Source organism: Draconibacterium orientale (genome assembly GCF_900111425.1).
GTDB classification, from domain to species: Bacteria; Bacteroidota; Bacteroidia; order Bacteroidales; family Prolixibacteraceae; genus Draconibacterium; species Draconibacterium orientale.
This window is the reverse complement of record NZ_FOHT01000002.1, coordinates 256,236-281,813: the sequence shown is the minus strand read 5'-3', so window position 1 is coordinate 281,813 and position 25,578 is coordinate 256,236. Positions and strand designations below refer to the sequence as shown.

Genomic DNA, 25,578 nt, shown 5'->3' with positions numbered 1-25,578 from the left:
TATACTTTTTAAAGGGTTATGAATTGTCTTTGTTCTCTTGCTGTTTTGGCACCGATTGTGTTTTGCCGCGTTTTTGCAACATTCGAGAAATCGTTTCCAGGTATTCTTTGTGTTCTTTTTCGCGTTTCACTTCCATTAAATCGCGATGTTCGGCACGCAATCCTTTTAGCAGGCTCCAAACCAAAAACAGCAGTATAATGGCAAATGGCAACCCGGTTGAAATGGCTGCTGTTTGCAAAGCTCCCAGTCCGCCGCCAACTAATAATACGGCCGCAACGGCTCCCTCGGTTAATGCCCAAAAAATGCGTTGAGGAACCGGAGCATCCAGTTTTCCGCCGGCTGTTAATGAGTCAACCACCAACGACCCCGAGTCGGATGAGGTAATAAAAAAGCTGGTTACCAAAATCACTCCAACCGTTGAAGTTACAGTTGATATTGGAAATTGTTCCAGCAAAACATACAACGATGTGGCAACATTATCGGTTACTGCACCGGCAACATCGGCAATCGAGTTCAACTCCAGGAACATGGCGCTTCCACCAAATGTCGATAGCCATAAAAAAGTAATGAGTGTAGGCACGATCAACACGCCCAAAACAAACTCTTTTAATGTTCGTCCGCGAGAAATACGGGCGATAAACATGCCAACAAATGGCGACCAGCTGATCCACCAGGCCCAGTAGAAAACGGTCCAGTCGTTTTGCCAGTCCGATTGCTGGTAGGTTTCTGTCCAGGTTGACAGTTCAAAAAACTTCTGTACATATCCTCCAAGGTTTTGGATAAACGAATCGAAAATAAAAAGTGTTGGCCCTACAATAATCATAAAAAGCAGAAATACGGCTGCAATAATCATGTTTAGCTCACTTAAACGTTTAACACCACCACTTAATCCGGCAATAACCGATCCTGTTGCGGCAAAAGTGATGACGGTAATCAGTATAACCTGCGAGGTAATGGTGTCGGGCATGTTAAAGAGGTGAGCCAAACCGGCGCTAACCTGTTGAACGCCCATTCCGAGCGATGTTGCCAAACCAAAAAGTGTGGAAACAACAGCCAGCACATTAATTGCTTTTCCCCAGGGGCCATAAATTTTTCTTCCTAATAACGGGTAAAAAATAGAACTTATGGTAAGCGGCAATTTCTTGTTGAAAGTAAAAAATGCCAGAGACATGCCTACCAATGCATAAATTCCCCAGGCGTGCAATCCCCAGTGCAGAAAGGTGATTTCGAGCGACATGCGGGCTGCTTCAACAGTTCGGGCCTCGCCACTTGGCGGATGTATAAAGTGGTTGATGGGTTCGCCAACGCTCCAGAATAAAATACCAATACCCATCCCCGCACTGAAAAGCATGGCAAACCAGGCTCCTTTCGAGAATTCGGGTTTGGCTTTGCTGCCGCCCAGTTTAATTTTGCCAAACTTGCTAAAGGCAATAAACAAAACAAAAAAGAGGAATATATTTACGGAGATCACAAAAAACCATCCGCCGTAATCCGAAATTGAAGATTGAATAGTGGAGAATACTTTGTTCATGGGTTGCCCAACAATTAATGTAACCGCAATAAAAAGAACGATCAGTATTGCGGCAGGCCAAAATACAGGGCCGTCAACATCAAAATATTTATTGCTGCTTACCAGGTGTGCTTCCCCTTTATGAGGAACATTTTCTTTTTCTGCCATAATCTTTTTTTATGTGATGTATGCTAGCTCCGTTGCTGTTGTTATGCTTTTCTGAATTCCTTTTTTGAATAAAATCCAATCTGATAGGTGCTGTTTTTTTAGGTAAAATCCCTATAGGATACTATTTTTTTTGCGAAAAACCAAAAAAAAAAGGCCTGTTGCCACCGGGTTGTGCAGACTTACTTCGCCCACAAAGCCCTTTTTCGGATTTTAGATACCGGCAAAAAAACAAACAAATGGCTATTGCGCTTTATGGTTTGTTAATCGAGATTCCGGAATAGCTTTCATGTTGTAGGTTTAAATTTGTAAAACCTTAGGAAGCTTTTGTTTTAATAAAATTTGTTGGTCATCTGGTTGGCCTCTGGTTTGTTGCTGCGTTATTGGAATGGTTATATCTTTTGAGATCTTAATCAGCCACTGTACCAACGAAATGAATAATTATCTAAATTTACCGTATTAAAGAAGTAAAGTGATATCGAAATTAAAAATATCAAATCTACTAATCAGCTATCGGTGCCTGTTCGAGTGCTGGATCTTGTACGCTTAGGATTTCCCCCAACAGTTAACCCTGTTTCTTTATTTATTGTATAATTTAATTTTTCTGAAGTCATGTCTTTTGCAGATGAACCAACCATAAAGACGCCCGAGCGCCCGGCTGGCGCTGAAGGTAATTTTTATACGCCGCACCCTGAAGCCATTGGTCCGGGAATGAACCAACGCATTCAGCGATTGCGCAAGTTAAGTGTTGAAACACAGGAGTCGCTGTCGATTGAGCGCGCCCTGATTACCACGAAGTTTTACAAAGAAAACTACGGCAAGTACTCGGAGCCGATGATGCGTGCCCTTAATTTTTTGGAGATTTGCAAGCAAAAAACCATTTATATTGGCGACGATGAACTGATTGTTGCAGAGCGCGGCCCCGTTCCGAAATCGGTTCCAACTTTCCCGGAATTAACCTGTCACAGCGTTGAGGATTTTCATGTGCTGAACACACGCGATCAGCAACAATATACCATTTCGCAGGAAGATATTGATACCTACGAACGAGAAGTAATTCCTTACTGGCAGGGGCGTACCATGCGAGAACGTATTTTTAGTCACGTGCCAAACGAGTGGAAACGTGCCTACGAAGCCGGCGTATTTACTGAGTTTATGGAGCAACGTGCTCCGGGTCATACCGCGCTCGATGGAAAGATTTATCGAAAAGGGATGCTCGATTTCAAAAAAGAAATTAAAGACCACATCAATCGCCTCGACTTTTTGAATGACCCGGAAGCCACCGAAAAGCTGGAGGAATTAAAAGCCATGGATGTATCGTGCGATGCAGCTATTGTTTTTGCCGAGCGCCATGCCGAGCTGGCTAAAGGGCTGGCAAAAACCGAAAGCGATCCGAAACGTGTTGCCGAGCTGAATCGAATTGCAGAAGTGTGTCGCAGGGTACCGGCCAACGCACCACGAAACCTGTGGGAAGCCATTCAGATGTATTGGTTTGTGCATCTGGGAACGGTTACCGAATTAAACGGTTGGGATGCCATGAACCCGGGCCATTTCGATCAGCACCTAACCCCATTTTATGAAAAAGAACTGGCTGAAGGAACACTGACCCGAGACGAGGCCAAAGAGCTGATCAGCTGTTTCTGGATAAAAGTGAATAACCACCCCGCGCCACCAAAAGTGGGCATTACAGCACGCGAAAGTGGTACATTCAACGATTTTACCAACATCAACATTGGGGGTGTAAAACCCGATGGAACGGATGGCGTAAGCGAGGTTTCATACATGATGCTGGAAGTGATTGAAGAGCTTCACATTTTGCAGCCGGGTAACTCGGTACACATTGCCAAAGTTACCCCCGATGCGTTTTTACAGGCCGCCGGAAAATTGATCCGCCAGGGACACGGTTACCCGTCGGTTTTCAATCCTGATGTGTATATCCAGGAAATGGTGAACCAGGGAAAAACCCTGCAGGATGCAAGCGAAGGCGGCTGCAGTGGATGTATCGAAGTGGGCGCTTTTGGGAAAGAAGCTTACCTGCTGACCGGTTATCTGAATGTTCCAAAGGTGCTGGAAATCATACTGAATAACGGTATTGATCCGGTAACAGGAAAAGTAGCAGGTATTGAAACCGGTGATCCACGTAGCTTTAAAAGTTTCGAAGAGTTGTACGAGGCTTTCCTGAAGCAACTGAATTTTGTGGTTGACCAGAAAATACGTGTAAGCAACTACATCGACCAGATGTTTGCCAAATACGCTCCGGCGCCCTTCCTGTCGGTGGTAATTGAAGACTGTATCTCGAAAGGAAAAGACTACTACAACGGTGGTCCGCGCTACAACACCAACTACATTCAGTGTACCGGTTTAGCAACGGTAACCGACAGTCTTTCGGTGCTGAAAAAGCATGTTTTCGAAGACAAGACTTTTGCCATGGAGACCATTCTGGATGCGGTAGCTAAAAATTTTGAAGGCGAAGAAGTGTTGCGTCAGCGTATTCTGAACCGCACTCCGTTCTTTGGTAACGACGACGAATATGCCGATACGATTGCCGTGCAGGTGTATAACGACTTGCTTGCTGCCATCGAGGGAAAGCCAAATACCAAAGGTGAGTGCTTTCATTTAAATATGCTTTCAACCACCTGCCATGTTTATTTTGGACTGGTGCTGGGAGCCACACCAAACGGACGATTTGCCGGTAAATCAATTTCTGATGGTACATCGCCGTCGCACGGTTGCGATACACATGGACCAACAAACGTGATTCGCTCGCTGGGTAAACTCGACCAGTCGAAATCGGGAGGTACCTTGCTGAACCTGCGCTTTGTGCCGAGTTTGCTGAAACGCGACAAAGACGTGGAGAAACTGGGGCACCTGATCCGCAGTTATTTCTCGTTGGGAGGCCACCACATTCAGTTTAATATTGTTGATACGGCAACGCTTTTGGCGGCACAGGCTTGTCCTGAAGATTACAAAGACCTGTTGGTACGCATGGCCGGATACAGCGATTATTTTAACGACATGAATGCCGATCTGCAACAGGAAGTAATTGACCGTACACAAAACGAGGTATTATAGATTTATAGTAGTGAGTAATGAGTATTGAGACTTTTCTCACTACTCACTACTCAAATCTCATTACTCAAATGAAATCATTACTATTCGACATAAAACGATACGCCATTAACGATGGGCCGGGTATCCGCATTACCTTGTTTATGAAGGGATGCCCGCTGAGCTGCAAATGGTGTCACAACCCCGAAAGCCAGTCGCCCGATGTACAGAAGCTATATACCGAATCGAAATGTATCGGCGCGCAGGAGTGTATAAAAATGTGCCCGGAAGATGCGCTTACACTCACGCCAAAAGGAATTGTAACCGACTACCAGGCCTGTACCCTGTGTGGTATTTGTGCCGATGTTTGCCCGACGAAAGCCATCGAAATGTCGGGGCGTACTTATGAGATTGACGAGCTGATGCAGATTATCGAACGCGAGCGTGTGCACATCGAGCAATCGAATGGCGGTGTTACCTTTTCGGGTGGTGAGCCTTTGATGAACGCGGAGTTTCTGATGCAGATGCTGGATGCCTGTGGCGAAAGGAAACTGCACCGGACTGTTGATACCTGCGGATTTGCCGACACCGACACTTTGCTGGAAGTAGCTAAGCGCACCGAGCTTTTTCTGTTCGACCTGAAGTTGATGGACGAGGCAAAACATAAAAAGTGGACCGGAGTAAGTAACAAGTTGATCCTGAAAAACCTTCGCTTACTGGCCGAAAGTGGCGCGAACATTAATATTCGTGTGCCCTTAATCCGCAATGTAAATGCCGACCACAATACGCTTAGCGAAATGGCAGAATTTATTGCCGCCTTACCGGGCAAAAAACCGGTGGTAAACTTATTACCCTATCACAATATTGCGGCCGGTAAATACAACAAGCTGGGATCGGAATACAACGCGATGAATATGGACGAGCCCAGCGAAGAGGAACAAAACAGGGCGATTGCTATTTTCGAAAAGTTTGGTATTGAGGCTGAAATTGGTGGATAAGAAAAGTTTTTCCCACAAGGGATCCGATCCGTATAAGTTGACGCAGATATAGCAATACGCGCTTAGCGGTTTCAGCCGCTTAGCGCATAGTGAAATAGCAAGGGGGCATTCAAAACGGATGCCTTTCAGTTATGATTGACAAGGGATGATTAACAAGGGATCCGATCCGTATAAGTTGATGCAGATATAGCAACACGCGCTTAGCGGTTTCAACCGCTTAGCGCATAGTGAAATAGCAAGGGGGCATTCAAAACGGATGCCTTTCAGTTATGATTGACAAGGGATGATTGACAAGGGATCCGATCTGTATAAGTTGACGCAAATATAGCAATACGCGCTTAGCGGTTTCAACCGCTTAGCGCATCTCACAAAATAGATGGGCATCCAAAATGATTAACAAGGGATCCGATCCGTATAAGTTGACGTAGATACGGATCGGATCCTTTATTTTGGTAGCAATACGCGCTTAGCGGTTTCAACCGCTTAGCGCATAGAATAGCAAAGGGCATCCAAAACGGATGCCCTTCTGTTATGATTGAAAAACACCTTCAGATCACCACTCCTGAAGGATTTCTTTTTGTTCGGTACTCAGCTGCCCATGTTCTTTTGTGAAATGCAGCAGAACATATCGTCTAAAAAGCATCCAACCCGCCGGGAAGGATGCTTTACTAAACATACACCACTTTTGTTTTTATTCGTCAACAGGAGAGTCCGACGGTTCTTCTTCTCCGCTATCTCTGTGGCCCTGGCGCACTGCGAGTTGATTTTCGAGGTTTTTAATCTTTTGGTTTACCTCGATAATAAAGTTCTCGATTACCGGAGTTGCCATACGCAAGGTTACCATGGCATTAATCCGGTTTACCAGAGCGTTGTACTCCTCGTCAAAAGCCACACGAACTTCTTTTGCCTTTGTGTAGTTGCGGTTTGCTTTTTCGCTGTCGCGCTGGTTTTGAAGGTCGTTTACGGCTGTGTTTTCCGCTTCGTGAGCCAAAACCCAGGGGGTAATGCCTATGGTTTGGCAATGCACAGCCATTTTCGGTTTTTTCAGATCGTTATTCAGGTTGGTTGCAGCTGCTGTTTGTTCCTTTAACGACAGGTTTCTGATGTTTCCATACAAATTAAAAACCCGTTCAAGGTGTTTTGCTGCTTCAACTTCTTCAGGTATCGGGCTGTAAAGCGTTGCTTTTACCCGTCCGTTTAGAGCACTCCAGGTGTTGTCGCGCCGGTGGTCGGCATCCTGGATCTTTTCGGTAAATACACTTCCCTTGTCAACATTTATTGCTTCGTCGAGGGCGGTAAAACTATTGTCGAAAGCTACCGCCTCTTCCTCCACATTAAGTGCTGCAGGGGTGGCTTGCGTTACCAGACCTTTTACATCAGTCATATACTGAAAATAGTCGTTGTGGCGCAAGCGCGTTAAAGGGATGTTTACTATAAAATTCATAAATATTAAATGTAATTATTTGTGGGTGTATGTGTATTGCGTTGATTATTTGCAGTGCTCATGGTTATCTTATTTGGCTGTGTTGATGCAATATAGAACATAAGCTTGCAAAAGTCAAGAGCCGTGTTTGTGTTATTTAGCATAAATTGCAGATAAGTAAATAATTGACCGGTGTTGTATAACGATGGCGCTGAGGTTGGTAATTTGCTTTTGTTGTAAACCTGCAAAAAGCCCGAAGCACTGTACAAAGCCCTTATGCAAGGCTGCGACAGTAATAAATTGTTGACAAAACTACCGCTGTAGAGCTACAACAGTAGTTTTTTGGAGAATGCCAGGCTTGCGTAGTGCAACACCAGCCGTAAAATGATCATTTTACTACCTGCGTACCCCTACAAAGGCCTTGAAATGACCGTTTTACTAGCTGTGTTTCTCTGCAGAAGCCGTAAAATGACCGTTTTGCTAGCTGCGTAACAATACAATAGCGGTAAAATGATCGTTTTGGTGCCGGTGTACCTCTGCAACAGCGGTAAAATAACCATTTTGAAGCTTGCGAAGCCCAACGATAGTTACAAAATGGTCGATGGGGAGCTCTTGTAGTCAGGTAGTTAAGTGTTTTCTGCAACATTGGGTTTTCGGAAAACCGCCTGCAATAAGGCATTGGCTTTATTGTTTATGTTGGTTGCTTTCAATTTGTTACTCCTGTATTGTTTTTGTTTAACAGAATGCTAACTTTAAAACAAAAAATAGCATCCCGTTGAATACGCGCCGTGAAATAAGATTTTCGCAAAAAGTTGGATTATACACTCAAAATAGAATGATAACCCAACCCAATAAAAGAAATATAACCCGACTTGTTGGGTTCCATATACGTTATGGGCAAGTTTGAAATTGAATAAATATACTAATTTGGGAATATGCTGAAAAGCCAATTAAATTCAGAAGTAGGCAAAAAAAATTAAAAATCATTATTACTATGAACAAAAGTTATTTACAATCGAAAATCAAATCAACAGGTACAGCTTATTTGTTTTGGTTCTTTCTTGGAGCACATTATGCTTATTTAGGCAAATGGGGGCTTCAATTTCTTTACTGGTTTACTTTAGGAGGTTTAGGTATTTGGGCGTTAATCGATTTATTTATAATGTCGTCCAAAGTAAGTAAGATTAATGCCCCAATTTTTGAGGAAATTGAAAAAATGGAAAAAAGAGAAAAGGATGAAGACCACGCAAGACAAATGGCAATGATGGCTGCAGTAGCGGGAAACAAATAAATGAACTAAAACTTAAAAAAGATATTTCAATAATATGAATAATGTGGGACTCTCTTATTATGCTATACACTAAGCAAGTGATATATACAAAAAGTGAGTCCCTCCTTGATTTTGTACTTTCAATGAGTAAAAATATTATGAACATAATTAATGATTAAAAACAGTTACTGTTTGGGGAAAATATTTGACACTAATTGAAATTAATAAAATGCCATACATAAACTTCATATTCATAATTATAAATCGAACTCTAAAAATTAAAAACAAAATTACATGGATGCCAGAAACCATCAAAAACGGGGCGTTCCCGAAAAGCCAGAGAGTAGGATAACTAAATTTTAAACATTATGAATCAAATTATAAATTTCATTTTACTTGGTTTTATTGGACCGCAAGAAATAATAATCCTTCTAATAATTCCTGCCCTTTCAGTAATACCATTAATTTTTTATTTATTAACTCTCCAAAACACATTTAATGCAATTAGTATAGAAAACCGCAGGATGCAATCAGGGGAAGTTTGGCTTACTTTAATACCATTGTTTGGACTTGTCTGGCAGTTTATTATTGTAAATCGATTAGCGGATTCATTAAAAGCTGAATTTAATGCAAAAAATATTACAGTAGATGAAGAAAGACCTGGAGTTGGAATCGGTTTAGCTTATTGCATTTTATTTTGTTGTAGCATAATCCCTTTCGTTAATTTCTTGACTGGAGTAGCTGGAATTATATGCTGGATAATATATTGGTCAAAAATAAATAACTACAAAATAAAACTTATTCAGTCGTAAAAACTCCCAATATAAAAAATGACAGTCATAAAAAAATCTCATAAAAACCAGCCCATAACAAAGTGCAAATGTAATGCGGGCGGGCGCGGTTTTCCAACATTCGCGCCTTGTTCAACCACCGCCAATCCGTCGTTGACGGATTATCGGTAAAAAACAAAATTTAGTGCTACGCCGGCTTGGCTCCGTGCAACCTTGACAAGTTGCCGTTTCAAAGCTCCGCACTCCACTTGCACCAACCGTTGGCAACAAGGCTAAGAGCGACACACATCAACCCCAGGAAAAAAGATTAAGTTTCGATTAATAAAAGGACTGGTCAAAAAAATAAGACCAGCCCTAAATAATAAAAAGTTAATCACGATTATCGCTGAACACCTAACTGGACTTTAGCACCGTTTATATGGACTTCATCCTGTGTTTCAACAGCAAAATAACCATAAGCCAAGGGTGCAGCCGCAGCTCGCTCAACGGCCTGCTCAAAAATCATATTCCATATTTTGCCACCTTGTTTTTCATACTCTGAAATTAAAGACTTGAGACTTTCTTCTCCGAAAACAGTGAGATGTCCTGAAAAATCTTGGGAAATATCACTGATTCGGGCTGTTGACCAGTCAATAATTCCACATACATTACCATCGGCATATGTTAGAATATGTCCTGCATACAAATCACCATGAATGAATTTTGTGAAGTTCGGCCACAGTGTATCATTATCCAACCACTTTTTGTAACGATTTTCTAAATCATTACTTATGCCCAGTTCGGATTTTACCAAGCGTAATCGTTCGGAAATCTCGCTTCTCAGACTTTCAGGTGTAGTAACTTCCAATCCATTCAGAACAACTTCTTCTTTCGGAATAGCATGGAGTTGCACCAAAATTTTAGCCAATGACTGAATGTAGTTTGGACTATCTTTATCCATATTCCAAGAAACCTCATAAGTTTCAGCATCATAAGTCAAAGCGGGTTTTCCATCCAATAATGGATACGCTACCAGCTCTTCGTTCGCAATTTTCCAATCTGGAACTTGCGCAGTGAGATGTTTGCAAACTAACTGTAGAATTAGTTTTTCCTTTGCAATCTGCTTACCCAAATCGGGTCTTCTAGGAATACGCAACAGCCATTGATTTTCATCTTTGTCTGTTGCAAAACCAACCTTGAAATCTATTCCCATTTCGTTGAATTTCATCTTGTCTGAAAGCATTAAACCATGTCTTTCTGCAAGTTTCTGAATGTCTGTATTTTTCATTTGTTTTATTTTTTTAAATTATTACCTAACTGCATAAGTTTCTCAGAGCCATACGAAAGCAACCCAATAACGATAGCCAAACATCCACTTATGATAAAAGTGATGTTTATACCTATATTTTCTGCAATCACGCCTGTGAACAATAAACCGATTATACTTGGCAATACCGCCAAACTGTAATAAAGAGAAAAGACTCGTCCCAGCATTTCAGGTTTTACTGTTATCTGGACAATAGCAGTAAAACATGCATAAAAAACAGATAAACCAATACCTCCAATTGCTGTTACCAGAACAAATCCAATGAACCATTCTTTTGGGAAAACTCCGCTAAGAAGGAATGTTAACCCCAATATGATATACATTGAATTAACCAATACAATCTTTGACATCCCAACTTTGAACAAGCCTAAAACAGCTCCACCAATCAGCATGCCTCCCCCCCAAACTATCTCAACAAGGCCCATTTCCCATTTTCCTCCTCCATAATGTCCTGTTGTCAGTAGTGGGAACATAATTGCAGCAGGCATGATGACAAAGGTGATAGCCATGGCATAAAGAAAAAGGTAACTTAAACCTCTATTTTTAGATACGATATGTAACCCATCTATAAATTCGGTTGATATTGTATGAACAGAAAATTTAGAACCTTTTATTGTCTGTGGTATTCTTACCATCATAAGCGAAGAAATTGCCAGTAATGCTCCAATCAAATCAAGATACAAAACATTTGAAATAGGCAATATGGCAATTGCCACTGTACCAAGTGCAGGACCACCAATACTACAAATCGAATGTAACATTTGATTAATACCAGCAACTCTTAGCAATTCTTTTTTAGGCACAATTAGCGGAGCCAAAGCTTGTAGAGCCGGTGAATGAAAGGCATTGCCAACCGAACGTAAACCTAACATGATATAAATCCATACAAGATTTACCGTTTCCTTGTTAAGGATAAATATCAAGACAATAGCACATACAGCAATGAAAGTATCAGAAAGAATCATGATACGTTTTCGATTAGTACGGTCTATATATACCCCTGCTAACGGGCCAATAATAGCTTGTGGCAATATTCCAGCTATACCTGCATATGCTAAAACCTCGGCGGATTGATACTCCAGACTAAGCCATATGACAATAGCAAATTGGACTGCATAACTTGTCAACATTGAAACAAATTGCCCAGCCCATATAAATATATAGGTGTTAAACCATTTTTGGTTCTCCATGAAATAAACTTGATTAAATTATACAACAATAAATGGATAGCACTGAGAAGAGCTATCTAAAAAAATGTGGGTATTTTGAGAATTACCCTATTATTTTATCCAAGGCTTTGCCATTTGTTGTATAATTTATTGGAAATAACCGCACAAAGGTAGGAAATATTTTTTTAAATTTGAAGAAATAAATAGTCTGAATTTGGATGTAAAAAAGCCCAGTTGCCAACAGCGTATATAATTAAGTGCGGTTTCGGTGCTGATAATCAGCATTATCTCCCGCATCAGCCTCGGTGCTTTTCGACAGGAAAGCATCCCGCAATCCGCACCTAATCATATACGCGGAACGTTGGCGGTAATTTGAAGAAACGATTAACAACAAAAAACATTCAAGAAAATGAAGCTATAAGTAACTGTAAGATAGAATAAGAATTGAAATATCCTTTACTAGGCAAAGTAGAAAAGACGATTGTTAATATTAAAAAAATTAGAAAATGATACAGTTACAAATGATTGACAAAACAAAGTCAATAGCTCAAAATGATAAAAATATTTCTGCCGTATTTATGTACGGGTCATTTACCAAAAATGAAGGGGACAAATATTCAGATATTGAATTCTACATCTTCTTGAAGGATAAAGAAAAATTTTCCGCTGAAAATTGGGTAAGCCAAATTCATCCATTGGCATTATATTTTACCAACGAGTATGGAAGTGAAGTTGCCATTTTTGAAAATATGATAAGGGGGGAGTTTCATTTTTTGACAAACGACCAAATGGAAGTTATCAAATCGTGGGACGGTTTGGTAGAGTTTAGCGACTTTGACAAGATGATTTTAGTAGATAAAGAAGTTTTATTGACTAACACGCTCAAAGAAATAAAAACTAAAGTACCTGATCGAACAACAAATGAAAATATCCTGTGGTTGAGCCAATCATTGTTGAATGTTTTACTTACAACAAGCAACTTAATTAAACGACAGGAATTTGCTCACGCTTACCAAAGCTTATCAAATGTTCAAAAATATTTACTTTGGTTAATAAGAATTGAAACATACCAAACCAAACATTGGGAAAGTCCAACAAAAGGCTTGGAAAAAGACATAGACCCAGATTGGTATTCGTTATTTCAGCAGACAACATCAGAATTAGATCCGACAGATATTAAAACAGCTTTCAAGAAGACATTAACATTGACTGAAAAACTTTTTGATAATCTTGGAGTTGAAGCAAAATTAAAGGGGGTATTAAGGAGAATTGAATAAAAAAACTCCCGCCAACATTGTATAAGCGTAATGCGGGCGAAGTGGCTAAAATTTAGTATTTTGGCATCTATCAAAGTTCGTGCTGGCGGACAGTGAATCGCTCCGAAATCCCGCACTACGCTTATACTAAACCGTTAGCGGCAATCCCCCCTATACCCCAAAGGCATTGACTTTTGAAACGAACGTCAAAAAGCAATAATTGAATAGCGGTGATTTTGATAGATTTCAGAAATATGTAAATAGTTGATTATTAATATATAAATTTGACGTTAGTCAGAACCTTAAAAGACACTCTTGATAACCAATAAACAATTCTAATAATAAAACTTCTCAAAAAAGATTTTATCTTTGTGGCATTATGAGGCAATAATAACTCCATATCGTAATCTTTATTCTCAATCAATTCTGATTGGGATTGTTGTTATGCATTTATTGTTAAACAAATTGTATTATGCTTCTCTGAAAGCATAATGTGAATTTAATTGCTTCATAAGATGAAATCGAATAAAAATTCAACGCTAATATTCATTATTGTTGTCGTCGTAATTGACACGGCAGGTTTTGGTTTAATATTTCCTGTACTTCCACAACTTTTAACTAATTTACTTCATTCCGATATAAGTACGGCAGCTGAATATGGAGGCTGGCTCTCATTTGCTTATGCCGCTATGCAATTTGTGTTTGCACCAATTCTCGGCAATTTAAGTGACCAATATGGAAGGCGACCAGTGCTTTTAAGTTCGTTGTTTGGCTTCAGCATTGACTGTGTTTTTCTTGCTTTTGCACCTAATATTCTGTGGTTCTTTGTTGGGCGGACAATCGCAGGAATAACCGGTGCAAGCTATTCTGTAGCATCTGCCTGCGTCGCAGATATAAGTACCGACGAAAATAGGACAAAAAACTTTGGGATTGTAAACGCAGCATTTGGATTGGGATTTATTATTGGTCCGGTAATTGGAGGTACATTAGGTCAGTTCGGAACACATACTCCCTTTATAGTTGCAGCCATACTTAGTTTTATCAATTTCACCTTTGGCTATTTCTTTTTTCCCGAATCGCTAAACATTGGTACTCGTAGAATATTTGACTGGAAAAGGGCTAACCCTTTCGGTTCTCTAAAGTATTTAAGTGAATTCCCATTAATAAATACATTGGTGCTTTCAATGATTTTTGTATCAATAGCAAATCATAGCATGGAAAGTGTTTGGGCTTATTTCACAATTGAAAAATTTAAATGGAATACCTCGCTTATTGGTTATTCTTTAGCCGTGATAGGTTTGTTGTCAATTGTTGTTCAGTTATGGCTAGTCGGCATTTTGGTAAAGAAACTTGGCGACAGACGAATGGCACTACTTGGACTCATACTTACAATGACAGGATTTTTTCTTTTTGCTTTTACAGAGTGGCAATGGTTGCTTTTAGGAGCATTGTTAATATATATTATTGGCGGAGTTCAGGGAACGGCTATTCAAAGTATTACGTCTTCTATTATACCCGACAATGAACAAGGAGAATTGCAAGGTAGTCTTGGCAGTTTAATGGGTTTAACAACACTCATTGCCCCGCTGCTAATGACAAGTAGCTTCTCATATTTTACGGGTAAGAATTCTGCAATTTATTTTCCAGGCATTTCCTTTTTAATTGCAGCCTTACTTACACTGATTAGTTTAATTTTGTTGATTAAAAGTTTCAAAAAACACAAAATGAAAAAATAAGGGAGCCGCTAACACGCGGTATAGCCAATAAGGGTTTCAGTGGTATGCGAAGTTTATCACCCGCATCAATCTTTCGTCTTGGTTGACAGGAACGTCGCTCCGCAATCCCTTACTGGCCATACCGCAAACGTTGGCAATAATATAAACTAAAATGTATCAATTATGATTAAAAAGAATGTTATGAGAGTGATTATGCTAATAATCGCAGTAAACCTAATTTCGTGTGATTCAATTAAAAAAGCGACTGAGCCTGAAGATATAGGAATGTATGCTTTTGAACTTTTGAAAACATTAAGTCAAACCACAAAAAGTGACTATGTAAATAGTTTTTTAACCATTGAGGAAATAAGAGTACTTGGAAAGAATGAAGTGGTGGTTACCGACTCTGATACTCGTAATGAATTGACATCAATGCCAAAAGAGGAGTGGGTTGAAGATATTGAAGACGATTATAATGAGTTAAAACAGGATGGTGGCGAGAATGGAATAAAATGGGCAGAAATTGAGTATTTAGATTTTGTTTATGAAATGGATAATGAAGGTGGAATTAAAGTTTGTGAGGGAGAGCTTTTTTTTAAGTATAAAGAGGATTCATATTCTGTAGATTTAGCAGCAATATTTGATGGAACTGAATATAAACTTGTTGAACTTGATTATCTTGAAATGCAATAAATACTATTGCCAACATTTTGTATAAGTAATGGCAGGCCAGGTTTTAAATGGTAATGTTTGTAGCCCGCTCAAACTGTGTATCGGTCGGACAGGAACGCTCTCCGAAATCCGCTCCGCAACTTACACTTACCGTTAAATACAAGCCTGAAAAAAAGCAATTGGGAAATTTGTTATTTTTAAGCCAAAATCACGGATATGAGTAAGCCTGGTGATAGCTCCAGATTAAACGAATTAGCTGAATTGCGTCGTCAAAATGCAGAACTAAAGGCTATCGTTGAAAAAATGGTTGCCGAACAAAAGCAACCGGTGAAAAATCTGCTCCAGTGCGAACAAAAGTATTCGTTGTTATTCGAAAAATCAGCCATTCCCACTTCATTGTCCAGGTTACCCGAAGGAGTATTTGTGGATGTAAATGAAGCATTTGAGCACGAATTTGGAATAACAAAACAGGATGCTCTTGGAAAAACAGCCCTGGAGTTGGGTGTTATTCCCGATAAAGATGGCCACAGACAAATTCTTGAAGCACTAAAAGAAAGTGGTTCTGTGCGCCATCAGGAAATGGTATTGAATTTCAAATCAGGAGAAAACCGGTATTATGAAATCAATATTAACAAAGTAGACATCAACGGGGAAGAATACCTTTTAACTACCATACAAAACATCTCGAAATACAAAAATGCCAAAAGGAAACTGAAAGAAAGTTACGACCTGATACGGATTGCAGAAGAAAAAGCCAAACTGGGAGGGTGGAGTGTACGATTAAAAGAAAATCGTATATACTGGTCGGATGAAGTAGCGGCGATACTTGAAGTGCCTGCAGGTTATTCCCCGTTGTTTGAAGATGCAATTAAATTCTACGCTCCCGAATGGCGTGATAAATTCACCGAAGTTTTTAACAGGTGCGCGATTGAGGGCATCCCTTATGACGAAGAAATGGAGGTAATTACATCAACCGGAAAACGAGTTTGGATTCGAACCATTGCTGAAGCCATAAAAAACAAAAACGGTAAAATAGTTAAAATACAGGGCGCTTTCCAGGATATTACCTTGAAAAAACAAGCCGAAAAAAAACTAAAAGACAGCGAAGCCAAATACAAAGCCATTTTTGAATCAAGCGGAACAGCAACCCTAATCGTTGACAGTGATATGGCTATTCTGATGGCAAATACCGAATGTTTGAATGCTACAGGTTATGCTCCGGCTGAATTGATAGGCCGGAAATGGACGGATTACGTAGCTCCGGAAAGCTTAGAGGAAATGCTTAAAAAGCACGAGTTACGTCGTAAAAACCCGGAACTGGTATCACCAAAATATGAAGTTAAATTGCTGAACAAAACGGGTGAAAAACGCGATGTGGTTTTGAAGATTAATATGATTCAGGGAACAAGCCAAAGTGTTGTTTCCATGCTGGATATCACCGAACGGAAACGAGCAGAAGCAGCATTTGAAGAATATTTTGATAATGATATTTCGTCGGATTATGTGGCATTGGTTTCGGGCGAAATTGTTAGCTGCAACAAAACCTTTCGCGATTTATTTGGTTTCGAAAAAAAATCAGATGCTGAAAATTTTAACATTACCAACCTGTACAAAGAACCTGCAGACAGGAAACAAATCATCCATCTTTTAACGCAAAACAGGAAACTTGAAAATTACGAAGTTGAATTTGTGTCAAAAGATGGAAAAACCATTTTTGCACTGGTAAATGCCATCGGAATTTTCGACAAGAACAATAAGCTCGAAAAAATAAGGGGGTATATTGTCGATATTTCTGAACAAAAAAGAGTTGAAAAGGAGATTCTAAAACTATCGAGAGCTGTTGAACAAAGTCCAGCTTCGGTAATTATTACCGATTTAGAAGGGAATATTGAATATGCAAACCCAAAGGCTCTTGCTGTTACCGGTTATAGCAAAGAAGAAATGATTGGGCAGAATCCCAGAATATTAAATTCAGGGGAAAAACAAAAAAGTAAGTATAAACAATTATGGGAAACGATATCATCAGGTAAGGAATGGTTTGGCGAATTTCATAGTAAAAAGCAAAATGGTGAATTGTATTGGGAATCGGCATCCATTTCGCCCATATTTAACGAAAAACAAGAAATAATCAACTATGTTGCTGTAAAAGAAGACATCACTGAGCGGAAAAAAATTATCGATGATTTAAAAGCGGCCAAGGAAAAAGCCGAAGAAAACGAAAAGAAATTTTTAGTGGCCTTTCATAGCAGTCCCGACATTAGTATGATTACCAATGTTGATACCAGCGAAATTCTGGAGGCGAACGACGCTTTTGAACGGGTTACCGGTTTTTCGAAGGCTGAAATAATAGGAAATACTACTGCCGACCTTAAACTGTGGGTGAATAAGGCGGATCGGGAGAAGTATTTTGAAATATTGTTACGAGATAAAAGGGTGATAGGTTTTGAGTCGTTATTCCGGAAAAAAAGTGGTGAAACTTTTGTTGGCCTTGTATCGGGGCAAATGATTCAAATCCAAAATCAGAATTATCTTCTTGGTAATATTTACGATATTACAGATAGAAAAAAGGCAGAAACCGAATTGTTAAAGGCATTGGAAAAGGTAGAAGAGAGCGAAGAAAAATTTAAAAACCTTTATGAATCGCTGTCAATTTCCTATTTAATACTAAAAGATGGCGTTTGCATCGAATGTAATGAAGCCACACTACCCATTTACGGAATCGACAGCAAAGACGAAATAATTGGAAAAATACCTCCCGATTTCGCTCCCGAATTTCAACCCAATCATAAAAAATCTTCGGAAGAGGCGAAACGGCACATTCAGGCAGCTATTGAAAAGGGGGAGCATACCTTTGAATGGATCACGAAACGAATAAATGGACAAGAGTTTTACTCCGAGGTTTCGTTAAAAAGTTTCTATCATAAAAACGAACTGTATATGCAAAGCCTGGTTGCCGATATCTCTGAACGTAAAAAAAATGAAGCTGAACTTATTGCTGCAAAAGAGCTTTCGGCCGAAAATGAATTATTTCTCAGCACCCTGATAAATACCTTGCCCGATTTAGTTTGGCTAAAAGATATAAACGGCGCTTACCTGATGTGCAATAAACGCTTTGAAGAATTTATCGATTTACCCGAACATAAAATAATTGGTAAAACCGATTATGATTTAATGGAGGCTGATTTAGCTGATTTTTTCAGTAAAAAAGATAAGGAGGCTGTTGCAGCCGGAAAATCATTGCTCAATGAAGAACATAAAATATTTGAAAACAACAAATATTCAGCATATGTTGAAACCATTAAAACTCCTTTTTACAGGAACGGTGAATTAGTTGGCGTATTAGGCATAGGAAGAAATATTACAGAACGCAAAAATGCCGAACTCGAATTACGAAAAGCCAAAGAAAAGGTGGAAGAGAGCGAAAGTAAATTCAAAAACCTCTATGAATCCCTCTCAATAGCCTATTTAATACTTGAAGATGGTGTATGTATTGAATGTAATAAAGCCGCACTAGAGATATATGGCGTTGAAAGCAAAGATGAAATTATCGGGAAATCACCAACAGAATTTTCTCCCGAGTTTCAACCAAATAATGTACCCTCTGCTGATGAAGCAATTAAGCAAACTCAAATTGCCCTGGAAAAAGGATTTCATACTTTCGAATGGCAGGCAATGCGCAAAAACAAAGAATTATTTTATAATCAGGTTTCGTTAAAGAAATTCTATTACAAAAATAAAATGCAGATGCAATGCCTGACATCCGACATTACAGAACGCAAGAGAATTGAAAATGAACTTATCGCGGCAAAAGAAAAAGCTGAAGAAAGCGACCGGTTAAAATCTGCTTTCCTGGCGAATATGAGCCACGAAATACGCACCCCAATGAATGGGATTCTTGGATTTACTGATCTGCTGCTCGACCCGGATTTAAAAAGTGAGGAGAAAGAATACTATATCAACATTGTGCACAAAAGCGGGCAGCGTATGCTAAATACAGTTAATGATATTATTGAAATCTCGAGAATTGAAGCCGGGCTGGTAGAGCAAAGGAATGAACTCACTGATTTTAATAACCGGGTTGAAGATTTAGTTCTTTTCTTTACCCCTGAAGCTACAGGGAAAGGGCAGAAAATTATTTTGGAAAAGTTACTCCCGGCAGAAAAGAAAAACATTGTTACCGACCAAATTAAGCTGGATTCCATTCTTACCAACCTCATTAAAAATGCCATTAAGTATACACCCCACGGAACGATTACTATTGGCTGCCAAATGAAAGGACAAATGATTGAGTTTTACATAAAGGATACCGGAATTGGAATTCCAAAACACAGACATGAAGCCATTTTTAACCGCTTTGAACAAGCCGATATTAAAGATACCAGGGTATTCGAAGGTTCTGGATTAGGCCTGGCAATTTCAAAATCATACGTTGAAATGCTGGGGGGAAAAATTTGGGTGGAAAGCGAAGAAGGAAAGGGCTCAATCTTTTATTTTACCTTGCCTGTAACCGATAATGCACCCGAAAAGTCAATCAACGATGATGAAATCTCACCGGATAACAAAAATGCAGAATCAAAGACAAAAAAACTAAAAATAATCATTGCCGAAGACGATGCAGCATCCCGAAAATATCTTACACTTCTTACTAATAAATTTGGCAGTGAAATCCTGGAAGCGGAAACAGGAAATCGTGCAATCGAAATTTGCCGAAGCCATTCAGACATTGATTTAATTTTGATGGATATTCAAATGCCCGGAATGGATGGATACGAAGCAACCCGGCAGATAAGGGAATTTAACAGCGATGTAATTATTATTGCACAAACAGCCTATGCCCTTGGTGGCGACAGAGAAAAATCAATCGCAGCAGGTTGTAATGATTACATTTCAAAACCAATCGACAGGACTAAATTGGAGAATTTGTTACAAAAATATTTTGGGTGATAATTTCAAAACCACCATTCATTTAAACTGTTCGAAATAACAAATTACAATATGGAATACCAGGGATCATGTTTGTGTAAAGGCGTTCAGTTCAAGATTAATGGCGACTTCGAGAGCTTTTATTTGTGCCATTGCAGTTATTGCCGTAAAGATACCGGATCGGCGCATGCAGCCAATTTATTATAATCTTTAAAACCACCTCCTTTGGTGGTGGTTATGTTTAAATGGCTTTGCATCTAAAATTATTAACTTAGAGTCATGAGTAACTTCAAAAAACTAAGTCATGTCATTTATAGGTGTACCTATCATATAGTTTGGACACCCAAGTATCGGTATCGCATTCTTGAGGGATTGGTCAAAGAGCAACTATTAAGAGATATTCCAATGCTATTGGAATGGAAATCATGCGAGTTAATTGAAATGAATATTCAAAAAGATCACATTCACATAATTGTCAGCATGCCACCAAAAATGTCGTTGTCACAATTGATGGGCATTCTAAAAGGTAAAACAGCCATCAAAATATTCAAAAGCTATCCTCAGTTAAAGACGAAACCCTATTGGGGAAATCATTTTTGGTCACGAGGATACTGTGCAGACACTATTGGTCTCGATGAAGAGAAAATCAAGAAATACGTCAAATACCAAGAAGAGCAAGAACGTTTAGAAGAGCAACAAAGGCTCAACTTCGGCCCCTTATAGGGGCTTTCACAAGTCCACCTTCTAAGAAGGTGGTTTTTTAATTTCAACAAGCGCTAAGCTGGAATGGATAAAGCGCGAAACGGAGATCAGCGTTTTTCAGCTGCCCGAAACCAATCATACCAAAGCATTTTGTGCCACCTGTGGTTCGGCACTTCCCAACCTGCAAATGGGCGGCAAACTTTTGGTGGTTCCGGCCGGATGTTTGGATACTGAATTGAAAAAACGCCCCAATGCTCATCTGTTTATTTCGAGTAAGGCAGCCTGGGATGAGGCTTTGGAGGAAGTTAAAAAGTTTGAGCGTTTGCCCGGGTAAGCAGGAAATGGATACCGGCTTTGAAAAGATGGATTGGTGGAAGTTGTTAAGCAGGTAAACGCATGTGAAGCTGGCGAACTAAAATAAAAATACAATCGCTAGCCACAACGAAGGAGCAAGCATAATTACCTGTAAAATTGTACTTTTAGGCTTTTAACGACGAAAAAACATGAAGAAAAAGGTTTTAACTGTTCTGCTGAATGTGGTTTTAGCAAGTACATTGTTTGCGCAGGAAGTGTTTGATTTTAATGCTTTTCATTCCATCTCGAGCAACGAGTTAATGGAGTTTGCCACCGAACTAAGTGCTGATAAATACGAGGGGCGTTTGTCGGGCTCGCCCGAATACCTTGAGGCCGCCAAATGGTGTGCATCGAAGTTCGAAGAGTGGGGAATTCAGCCGGCAAACAACGGCAGTTACTTTCAGTATTTCCCGAATGCATATTCCGAGGTAAATTCACTGGGTTCGGTGGTTTATTTTAACGGCGACGAAAAAGCCTACCTCGATTTTCCTGAAGATTATATTCCGGGCTCCAACTCCGCAAGTGGAACCGTTCAGGCCGAACTGGTTTATGTGGGCCACGGAATTACAGCTCCTGAACTGGGTTACGACGACTATGCCACTGTTGATGTAAAAGGTAAAATTATCATTCTTGAAAGCGGGACACCTTATACGAAAAACGATGAAACACTGGCCAAATGGTCGCCATATGCTTATCACCGCTACAAATTCAGAAATGCGGTAAAACATGGTGCGGCCGGAATGATTTATGCCAGCAAACTGGCCAATCCGAACACGGTAAATCTCGAAGGTTTTGTTTATGCACACGTTGATACTAAAGTTGTTGCGCAAATTATGGCCGATGCCGGAAAAGATTACCAGCAAATTCGCGAGCAATTGAAGAACATGGAAACGCCATCGTTTGAGCTGCCGGCAGAGCAAAAGGTGTTTATCCGCGCCGAAACAAAATATTTCCCCGATGCGCAGGCTTGCAATGTGGTTGCCATGATAGAAGGATCGGATCCGGAACTAAAAGATGAGGTAATAATTATTGGCGGACACCTCGACGGCCAGGGGAAAATGGGCGATGTAACGTTCTCCAGCGCGCTTGACAATGCATCCGGTATCAGCGATATTATGGGAGCTGCAAAAGCCTTGGCAACATCAGAGGTAAAACCAAAACGTTCGGTACTTTTTATTCTGCTTGGAGGAGAGGAGTGTGGTTTGTACGGCTCGAAATATTACTGCAATAATCCGCTGTTCCCACTGGAGAAAACCAAAATGATGATTAACCTGGATATGGTTGGGAATGGAACAGCTTTTTTTGTATCGGGAGGTAAAACGCACAGTCAATTGTTCTCTCATTTTCAGAACGCCAATAACAATTTCATTCACCGCGAAATAGGCGCTTCGGCAGTTAGCAAAAACTACGGGCGGCCACGTTCCGATGCGTCGGTATTTGAAGCTGCCGGAATAAAAACATTTGGCCTGTGGACTCGCAACTCGGTGTATCCGGTGCACTATCATATGCCTGCCGACAAAACAAATGTGTTAACTCCCGAAATTATGGAAGACGCCGCAAAACTGCTTTATCTGGGCGTTTTGGGTGTGGCAAACGACACGAAACTTTAGCAACGGTAAAAGATCAGTTCAACATTTTGTCGATTTGTCTTGTTACTCTGCTAATACTACTTGTGTGGCACCTATGAAATCGAAAAAAGAACACTTTAAACGAACCCTGCTCGACCTGGCGAAACGAAAAGATCTCGTTCCGGGGATTTACAACTATTGCGACCGGTGGTGCGAACGTTGTACCATGACACAAAAATGCTTAACCTATTTGCACGAACAGGAAAATAAAATTACAGATGATGCGGAAAATCCCGATGAAGAGAACAAAAACTTTTGGGATCAGATTCGCCTGGCATGGGAGGTGACCATGGAAATGATTGAAGAGGATGCCGAAAAGGAGGGAATCGACCTGAGCGATGTTGAAGCTATTGAATTGCCCGAGCACAAAGAAACACCACTGGAAGTACAAGCGCGGAATTACGGAATCAACATTCATAAATGGATGAATGAAAACAAGGAGTTTTTTTCCACTAAAGCCGAAAACCTGGTAATGATCGACGACGATGCTTCGATGATAAAATACCGCGACGCCGCCGAAGTAATTCAGTGGTACAGTGCTTTTATCGGGGCCAAAGTTCATCGCGCTCATCTCGAGCTGGAAGAGCGGCAGAATGATCCAGAGGATGAATACGGCCTGTATGCCGATAACCTGGGATCGGCAAAAATTGCCATAATCGCCATTAAACGATCAATGGATGCGCTGTCGGTTTTTTACTCCGGTTTTCGCGAAATGGAAGACGAAATCCTAAAATATTTACTCGACTTGTCGCAAATAAAAAAGCAAATGCTAAAAACATTTCCGGGCGTAATGGAATTTAAACGACCGGGTTTTGATGATTAATATTTAGTACAGAAAGTGTATGGTACACGATTTGTCTTATTTTCGCGTCAGAAAATATTCATCATGGAATTTGAAGGCAACATACGAAAAATGATCACCGAGCTTAATGCTCCTGTAAAATATACATTGCCCATTGGCGATGAACAAATTGATATGAACGGGCTGATTGGGAAAGAAATCGCGATGCGTTTCGACGGGCAAATTAATTGTGTGTCGTGCGGCAAGAAAACCAAAACATCCTTTAGTCAGGGGTTTTGCTACAGCTGCCTGCAAACCGCTCCCGAAGCCAGCGAATCGATCATTCGCCCCGAGTTATCAAAAGCACACCTTGGCATTGCCCGCGATATGGAATGGGCCGAAAAACACGATCTGATCGACCATTTTGTGTACCTGGCCGTGTCGAGTGCTTTAAAAGTTGGTGTTACCCGCGGTCATCAAATTCCTACCCGCTGGATCGATCAGGGAGCCAGTTATGCCATTAAAATTGCCAAAACGCCCAACCGCCACATTGCAGGTGTTATCGAGGTGTTTCTGAAAGATCATTTTACCGATAAAACCAACTGGCGGGCCATGTTGAAAAACGAAGTGCTTAAAGATTTTGACCTGGCAGCCGAAAAAGAGCGTATTGCCAACTTATTGCCGTTGGAGTTGCAGAAATACATGGAGCCGGAAAACGAGGTTACCGAAATAAATTACCCGGTGGAGCAGTTTCCTGTGAAAATAAAAAGTGTTGGTTTTGATAAGCTTCCGGAAATTACAGGAAAGCTTGCCGGCATAAAAGGACAGTATTTAATTTTCGACGATAGCCGGGTTTTAAATATTCGCAAACACAATGGTTACTTTTTACGGGTGGCAATGTAGTTCATCAGCTCAATAAGTGATTCGCGTGCTTCGCAGTCAGGAAATTCCTTAAGGCCGGCAATTGCACGGTCTTTAAATTCATTCATTTTTTGCTCGGCAAATTCAAGGCCGCCTTTTTCGGTTACCAGCTCAATTAGTTCTTTAACAACTGCCGAGCTGTTATTTTTGCGTTTTATCAGCCTTAAAATCCGTTTGCGTTCACTCCGGTCGGCTTCGTTTAAAACGTGAAGTAACGGAAGGGTAATTTTCTTTTCCTTAATGTCGTTGCCTGTAGGTTTGCCCAAGAGGCCTTTCGACTGGTAATCGAAAATATCATCTTTTATCTGAAAAGCAATCCCGGCATCTTGCCCAATGCTGTACATCTTTTCAATAATCACTTCATCATCAACTGCCGATGCAGCACCAATGGCCATACTGGTTGCAATAAGCGAAGCTGTTTTTTTGCGGATGATCTCGAAATATGTTTCATCGTCGATATCGAGTTTTCGGCTCTTTTTCATTTGCAGGATTTCTCCCTCGGCCATATCCTGAACCGCACGTGAAATGAGATGAAGGAAGTTGTATTTTTTGCTCTCGAGTTGCAGCAGTAGTCCGCGGGCCAAAATATAATCGCCCACCAAAACGGCCAGTTTGTTTTTCCAAAGCGCTTTTACCGAAAACGATCCGCGGCGCTCGTACGATTCGTCAACAACATCGTCGTGTACCAGCGTGGCAGTGTGCAATAATTCAACCGAACAGGCCGCAAGTTTCGAAAATTCGTTGGTTCCGCCATGCAGTTTTGCCGATAAGAACACAAACATGGGGCGAAGTTGCTTGCCTTTGGTGCGATAAAGAAAGTTCAGCACAGTGGCCAGCAAAGGAATGTCACTTTGCAACGATTTCTTAAAATAGGGCTCAAAATCATGCAGTTCCTGTTCAATGGGGGCCTTAATTTTCGTTATCGTCGTCATTCCTTTTCCTACTT

The 25,578-nt window shown here is 40.4% G+C and carries 19 protein-coding genes; 14 read left to right on the top strand and 5 right to left on the bottom strand.

The window, feature by feature from the left end:
- Window positions 1–16: 16 nt before the first annotated feature.
- Complete coding sequence (locus BMW53_RS02660) at window positions 17–1,678, bottom strand: BCCT family transporter (protein ID WP_051567718.1); 1,662 nt, start codon at window positions 1,676–1,678, stop codon at window positions 17–19.
- Window positions 1,679–2,287: 609 nt separating this feature from the next.
- Here BMW53_RS02660 and hypD point away from each other — a divergent pair.
- On the top strand, window positions 2,288–4,747 hold the full coding sequence (hypD, locus tag BMW53_RS02655) for a trans-4-hydroxy-L-proline dehydratase (RefSeq protein WP_038557439.1): 2,460 nt from the start codon (window positions 2,288–2,290) through the stop codon (window positions 4,745–4,747).
- Window positions 4,748–4,815: 68 nt separating this feature from the next.
- Window positions 4,816–5,721, top strand: coding sequence for a glycyl-radical enzyme activating protein (locus BMW53_RS02650; RefSeq protein ID WP_038557440.1), 906 nt, complete (start codon window positions 4,816–4,818; stop codon window positions 5,719–5,721).
- A 691-nt stretch (window positions 5,722–6,412) separates the two neighbouring features.
- Here BMW53_RS02650 and BMW53_RS02645 read toward each other — a convergent pair.
- Entirely contained in the window at window positions 6,413–7,165 is a 753-nt protein-coding gene (locus BMW53_RS02645; protein WP_038557441.1) for a DUF6261 family protein, read from the bottom strand.
- Window positions 7,166–8,138: 973 nt separating this feature from the next.
- On the opposite strand from BMW53_RS02645, the gene BMW53_RS02640 reads away from it, so the two are divergent.
- Entirely contained in the window at window positions 8,139–8,435 is a 297-nt protein-coding gene (locus tag BMW53_RS02640; protein ID WP_038557442.1) for a TM2 domain-containing protein, read from the top strand.
- A 347-nt stretch (window positions 8,436–8,782) separates the two neighbouring features.
- Window positions 8,783–9,226, top strand: coding sequence for a hypothetical protein (locus BMW53_RS02635; RefSeq protein WP_038557443.1), 444 nt, complete (start codon window positions 8,783–8,785; stop codon window positions 9,224–9,226).
- A 358-nt stretch (window positions 9,227–9,584) separates the two neighbouring features.
- Here BMW53_RS02635 and mph read toward each other — a convergent pair whose 3' ends face one another.
- Window positions 9,585–10,472 carry an Mph(E)/Mph(G) family macrolide 2'-phosphotransferase gene (gene mph / locus BMW53_RS02630; RefSeq protein WP_038557444.1) on the bottom strand — a complete coding sequence of 296 codons (888 nt, stop codon included), beginning with the start codon at window positions 10,470–10,472 and terminating at the stop codon, window positions 9,585–9,587.
- Between the two features lie 5 nt (window positions 10,473–10,477).
- Complete coding sequence (locus BMW53_RS02625; RefSeq protein WP_038557445.1) at window positions 10,478–11,701, bottom strand: MFS transporter; 1,224 nt, start codon at window positions 11,699–11,701, stop codon at window positions 10,478–10,480.
- 485 nt (window positions 11,702–12,186) lie between these two features.
- Here BMW53_RS02625 and lnu(I) point away from each other — a divergent pair, with 485 nt between their 5' ends.
- The 10 genes from lnu(I) (at window position 12,187) to BMW53_RS02575 (ending at window position 24,614) form a co-directional block, all read left to right on the top strand.
- A complete protein-coding gene (gene lnu(I), locus BMW53_RS02620) occupies window positions 12,187–12,957 on the top strand; it encodes a lincosamide nucleotidyltransferase Lnu(I) (protein WP_038557446.1) in 771 nt (256 codons plus the stop codon).
- Window positions 12,958–13,451: 494 nt separating this feature from the next.
- Complete coding sequence (locus BMW53_RS02615) at window positions 13,452–14,672, top strand: TCR/Tet family MFS transporter (RefSeq protein ID WP_038557447.1); 1,221 nt, start codon at window positions 13,452–13,454, stop codon at window positions 14,670–14,672.
- Between the two features lie 162 nt (window positions 14,673–14,834).
- Window positions 14,835–15,344: a hypothetical protein gene (locus BMW53_RS02610; RefSeq protein ID WP_038557448.1), complete on the top strand. Its 510-nt coding sequence runs from the start codon at window positions 14,835–14,837 to the stop codon at window positions 15,342–15,344.
- A gap of 195 nt (window positions 15,345–15,539) precedes the next feature.
- Entirely contained in the window at window positions 15,540–20,267 is a 4,728-nt protein-coding gene (locus BMW53_RS02605) for a PAS domain S-box protein (protein WP_051567719.1), read from the top strand.
- Window positions 20,268–20,318: 51 nt separating this feature from the next.
- Complete coding sequence (locus BMW53_RS21585) at window positions 20,319–20,453, top strand: GFA family protein (protein ID WP_441294354.1); 135 nt, start codon at window positions 20,319–20,321, stop codon at window positions 20,451–20,453.
- Between the two features lie 72 nt (window positions 20,454–20,525).
- On the top strand, window positions 20,526–20,969 hold the full coding sequence (gene tnpA, locus BMW53_RS02595) for an IS200/IS605 family transposase (protein ID WP_038557449.1): 444 nt from the start codon (window positions 20,526–20,528) through the stop codon (window positions 20,967–20,969).
- Between the two features lie 40 nt (window positions 20,970–21,009).
- A complete protein-coding gene (locus tag BMW53_RS02590; protein WP_081804801.1) occupies window positions 21,010–21,282 on the top strand; it encodes a GFA family protein in 273 nt (90 codons plus the stop codon).
- A gap of 169 nt (window positions 21,283–21,451) precedes the next feature.
- Window positions 21,452–22,912: a M28 family peptidase gene (locus BMW53_RS02585; protein ID WP_051567720.1), complete on the top strand. Its 1,461-nt coding sequence runs from the start codon at window positions 21,452–21,454 to the stop codon at window positions 22,910–22,912.
- A 64-nt stretch (window positions 22,913–22,976) separates the two neighbouring features.
- Window positions 22,977–23,753: a hypothetical protein gene (locus BMW53_RS02580; RefSeq protein ID WP_038557450.1), complete on the top strand. Its 777-nt coding sequence runs from the start codon at window positions 22,977–22,979 to the stop codon at window positions 23,751–23,753.
- 63 nt (window positions 23,754–23,816) lie between these two features.
- Complete coding sequence (locus BMW53_RS02575) at window positions 23,817–24,614, top strand: DUF2797 domain-containing protein (protein ID WP_038557451.1); 798 nt, start codon at window positions 23,817–23,819, stop codon at window positions 24,612–24,614.
- On the opposite strand, the gene BMW53_RS02570 is transcribed toward BMW53_RS02575, so the two are convergent.
- Window positions 24,590–25,564, bottom strand: a complete 975-nt coding sequence (locus BMW53_RS02570; RefSeq protein ID WP_038557452.1) for a polyprenyl synthetase family protein — start codon at window positions 25,562–25,564, stop codon at window positions 24,590–24,592. The genes BMW53_RS02575 and BMW53_RS02570 overlap by 25 nt on opposite strands.
- Window positions 25,565–25,578: the final 14 nt, after the last annotated feature.

Coding starts and splice junctions, on each gene's coding strand:
- BMW53_RS02660 (WP_051567718.1), bottom strand. CDS start 1,678: ATGGCAGAAAAAGAAAATGTTCCTCATAAAGGGGAAGCACACCTGGTA.
- hypD (WP_038557439.1), top strand. CDS start 2,288: ATGTCTTTTGCAGATGAACCAACCATAAAGACGCCCGAGCGCCCGGCT.
- BMW53_RS02650 (WP_038557440.1), top strand. CDS start 4,816: ATGAAATCATTACTATTCGACATAAAACGATACGCCATTAACGATGGG.
- BMW53_RS02645 (WP_038557441.1), bottom strand. CDS start 7,165: ATGAATTTTATAGTAAACATCCCTTTAACGCGCTTGCGCCACAACGAC.
- BMW53_RS02640 (WP_038557442.1), top strand. CDS start 8,139: ATGAACAAAAGTTATTTACAATCGAAAATCAAATCAACAGGTACAGCT.
- BMW53_RS02635 (WP_038557443.1), top strand. CDS start 8,783: ATGAATCAAATTATAAATTTCATTTTACTTGGTTTTATTGGACCGCAA.
- mph (WP_038557444.1), bottom strand. CDS start 10,472: ATGAAAAATACAGACATTCAGAAACTTGCAGAAAGACATGGTTTAATG.
- BMW53_RS02625 (WP_038557445.1), bottom strand. CDS start 11,701: ATGGAGAACCAAAAATGGTTTAACACCTATATATTTATATGGGCTGGG.
- BMW53_RS02615 (WP_038557447.1), top strand. CDS start 13,452: ATGAAATCGAATAAAAATTCAACGCTAATATTCATTATTGTTGTCGTC.
- BMW53_RS02610 (WP_038557448.1), top strand. CDS start 14,835: ATGATTAAAAAGAATGTTATGAGAGTGATTATGCTAATAATCGCAGTA.
- BMW53_RS02605 (WP_051567719.1), top strand. CDS start 15,540: ATGAGTAAGCCTGGTGATAGCTCCAGATTAAACGAATTAGCTGAATTG.
- BMW53_RS21585 (WP_441294354.1), top strand. CDS start 20,319: ATGGAATACCAGGGATCATGTTTGTGTAAAGGCGTTCAGTTCAAGATT.
- tnpA (WP_038557449.1), top strand. CDS start 20,526: ATGAGTAACTTCAAAAAACTAAGTCATGTCATTTATAGGTGTACCTAT.
- BMW53_RS02585 (WP_051567720.1), top strand. CDS start 21,452: ATGAAGAAAAAGGTTTTAACTGTTCTGCTGAATGTGGTTTTAGCAAGT.
- BMW53_RS02575 (WP_038557451.1), top strand. CDS start 23,817: ATGGAATTTGAAGGCAACATACGAAAAATGATCACCGAGCTTAATGCT.
- BMW53_RS02570 (WP_038557452.1), bottom strand. CDS start 25,564: ATGACGACGATAACGAAAATTAAGGCCCCCATTGAACAGGAACTGCAT.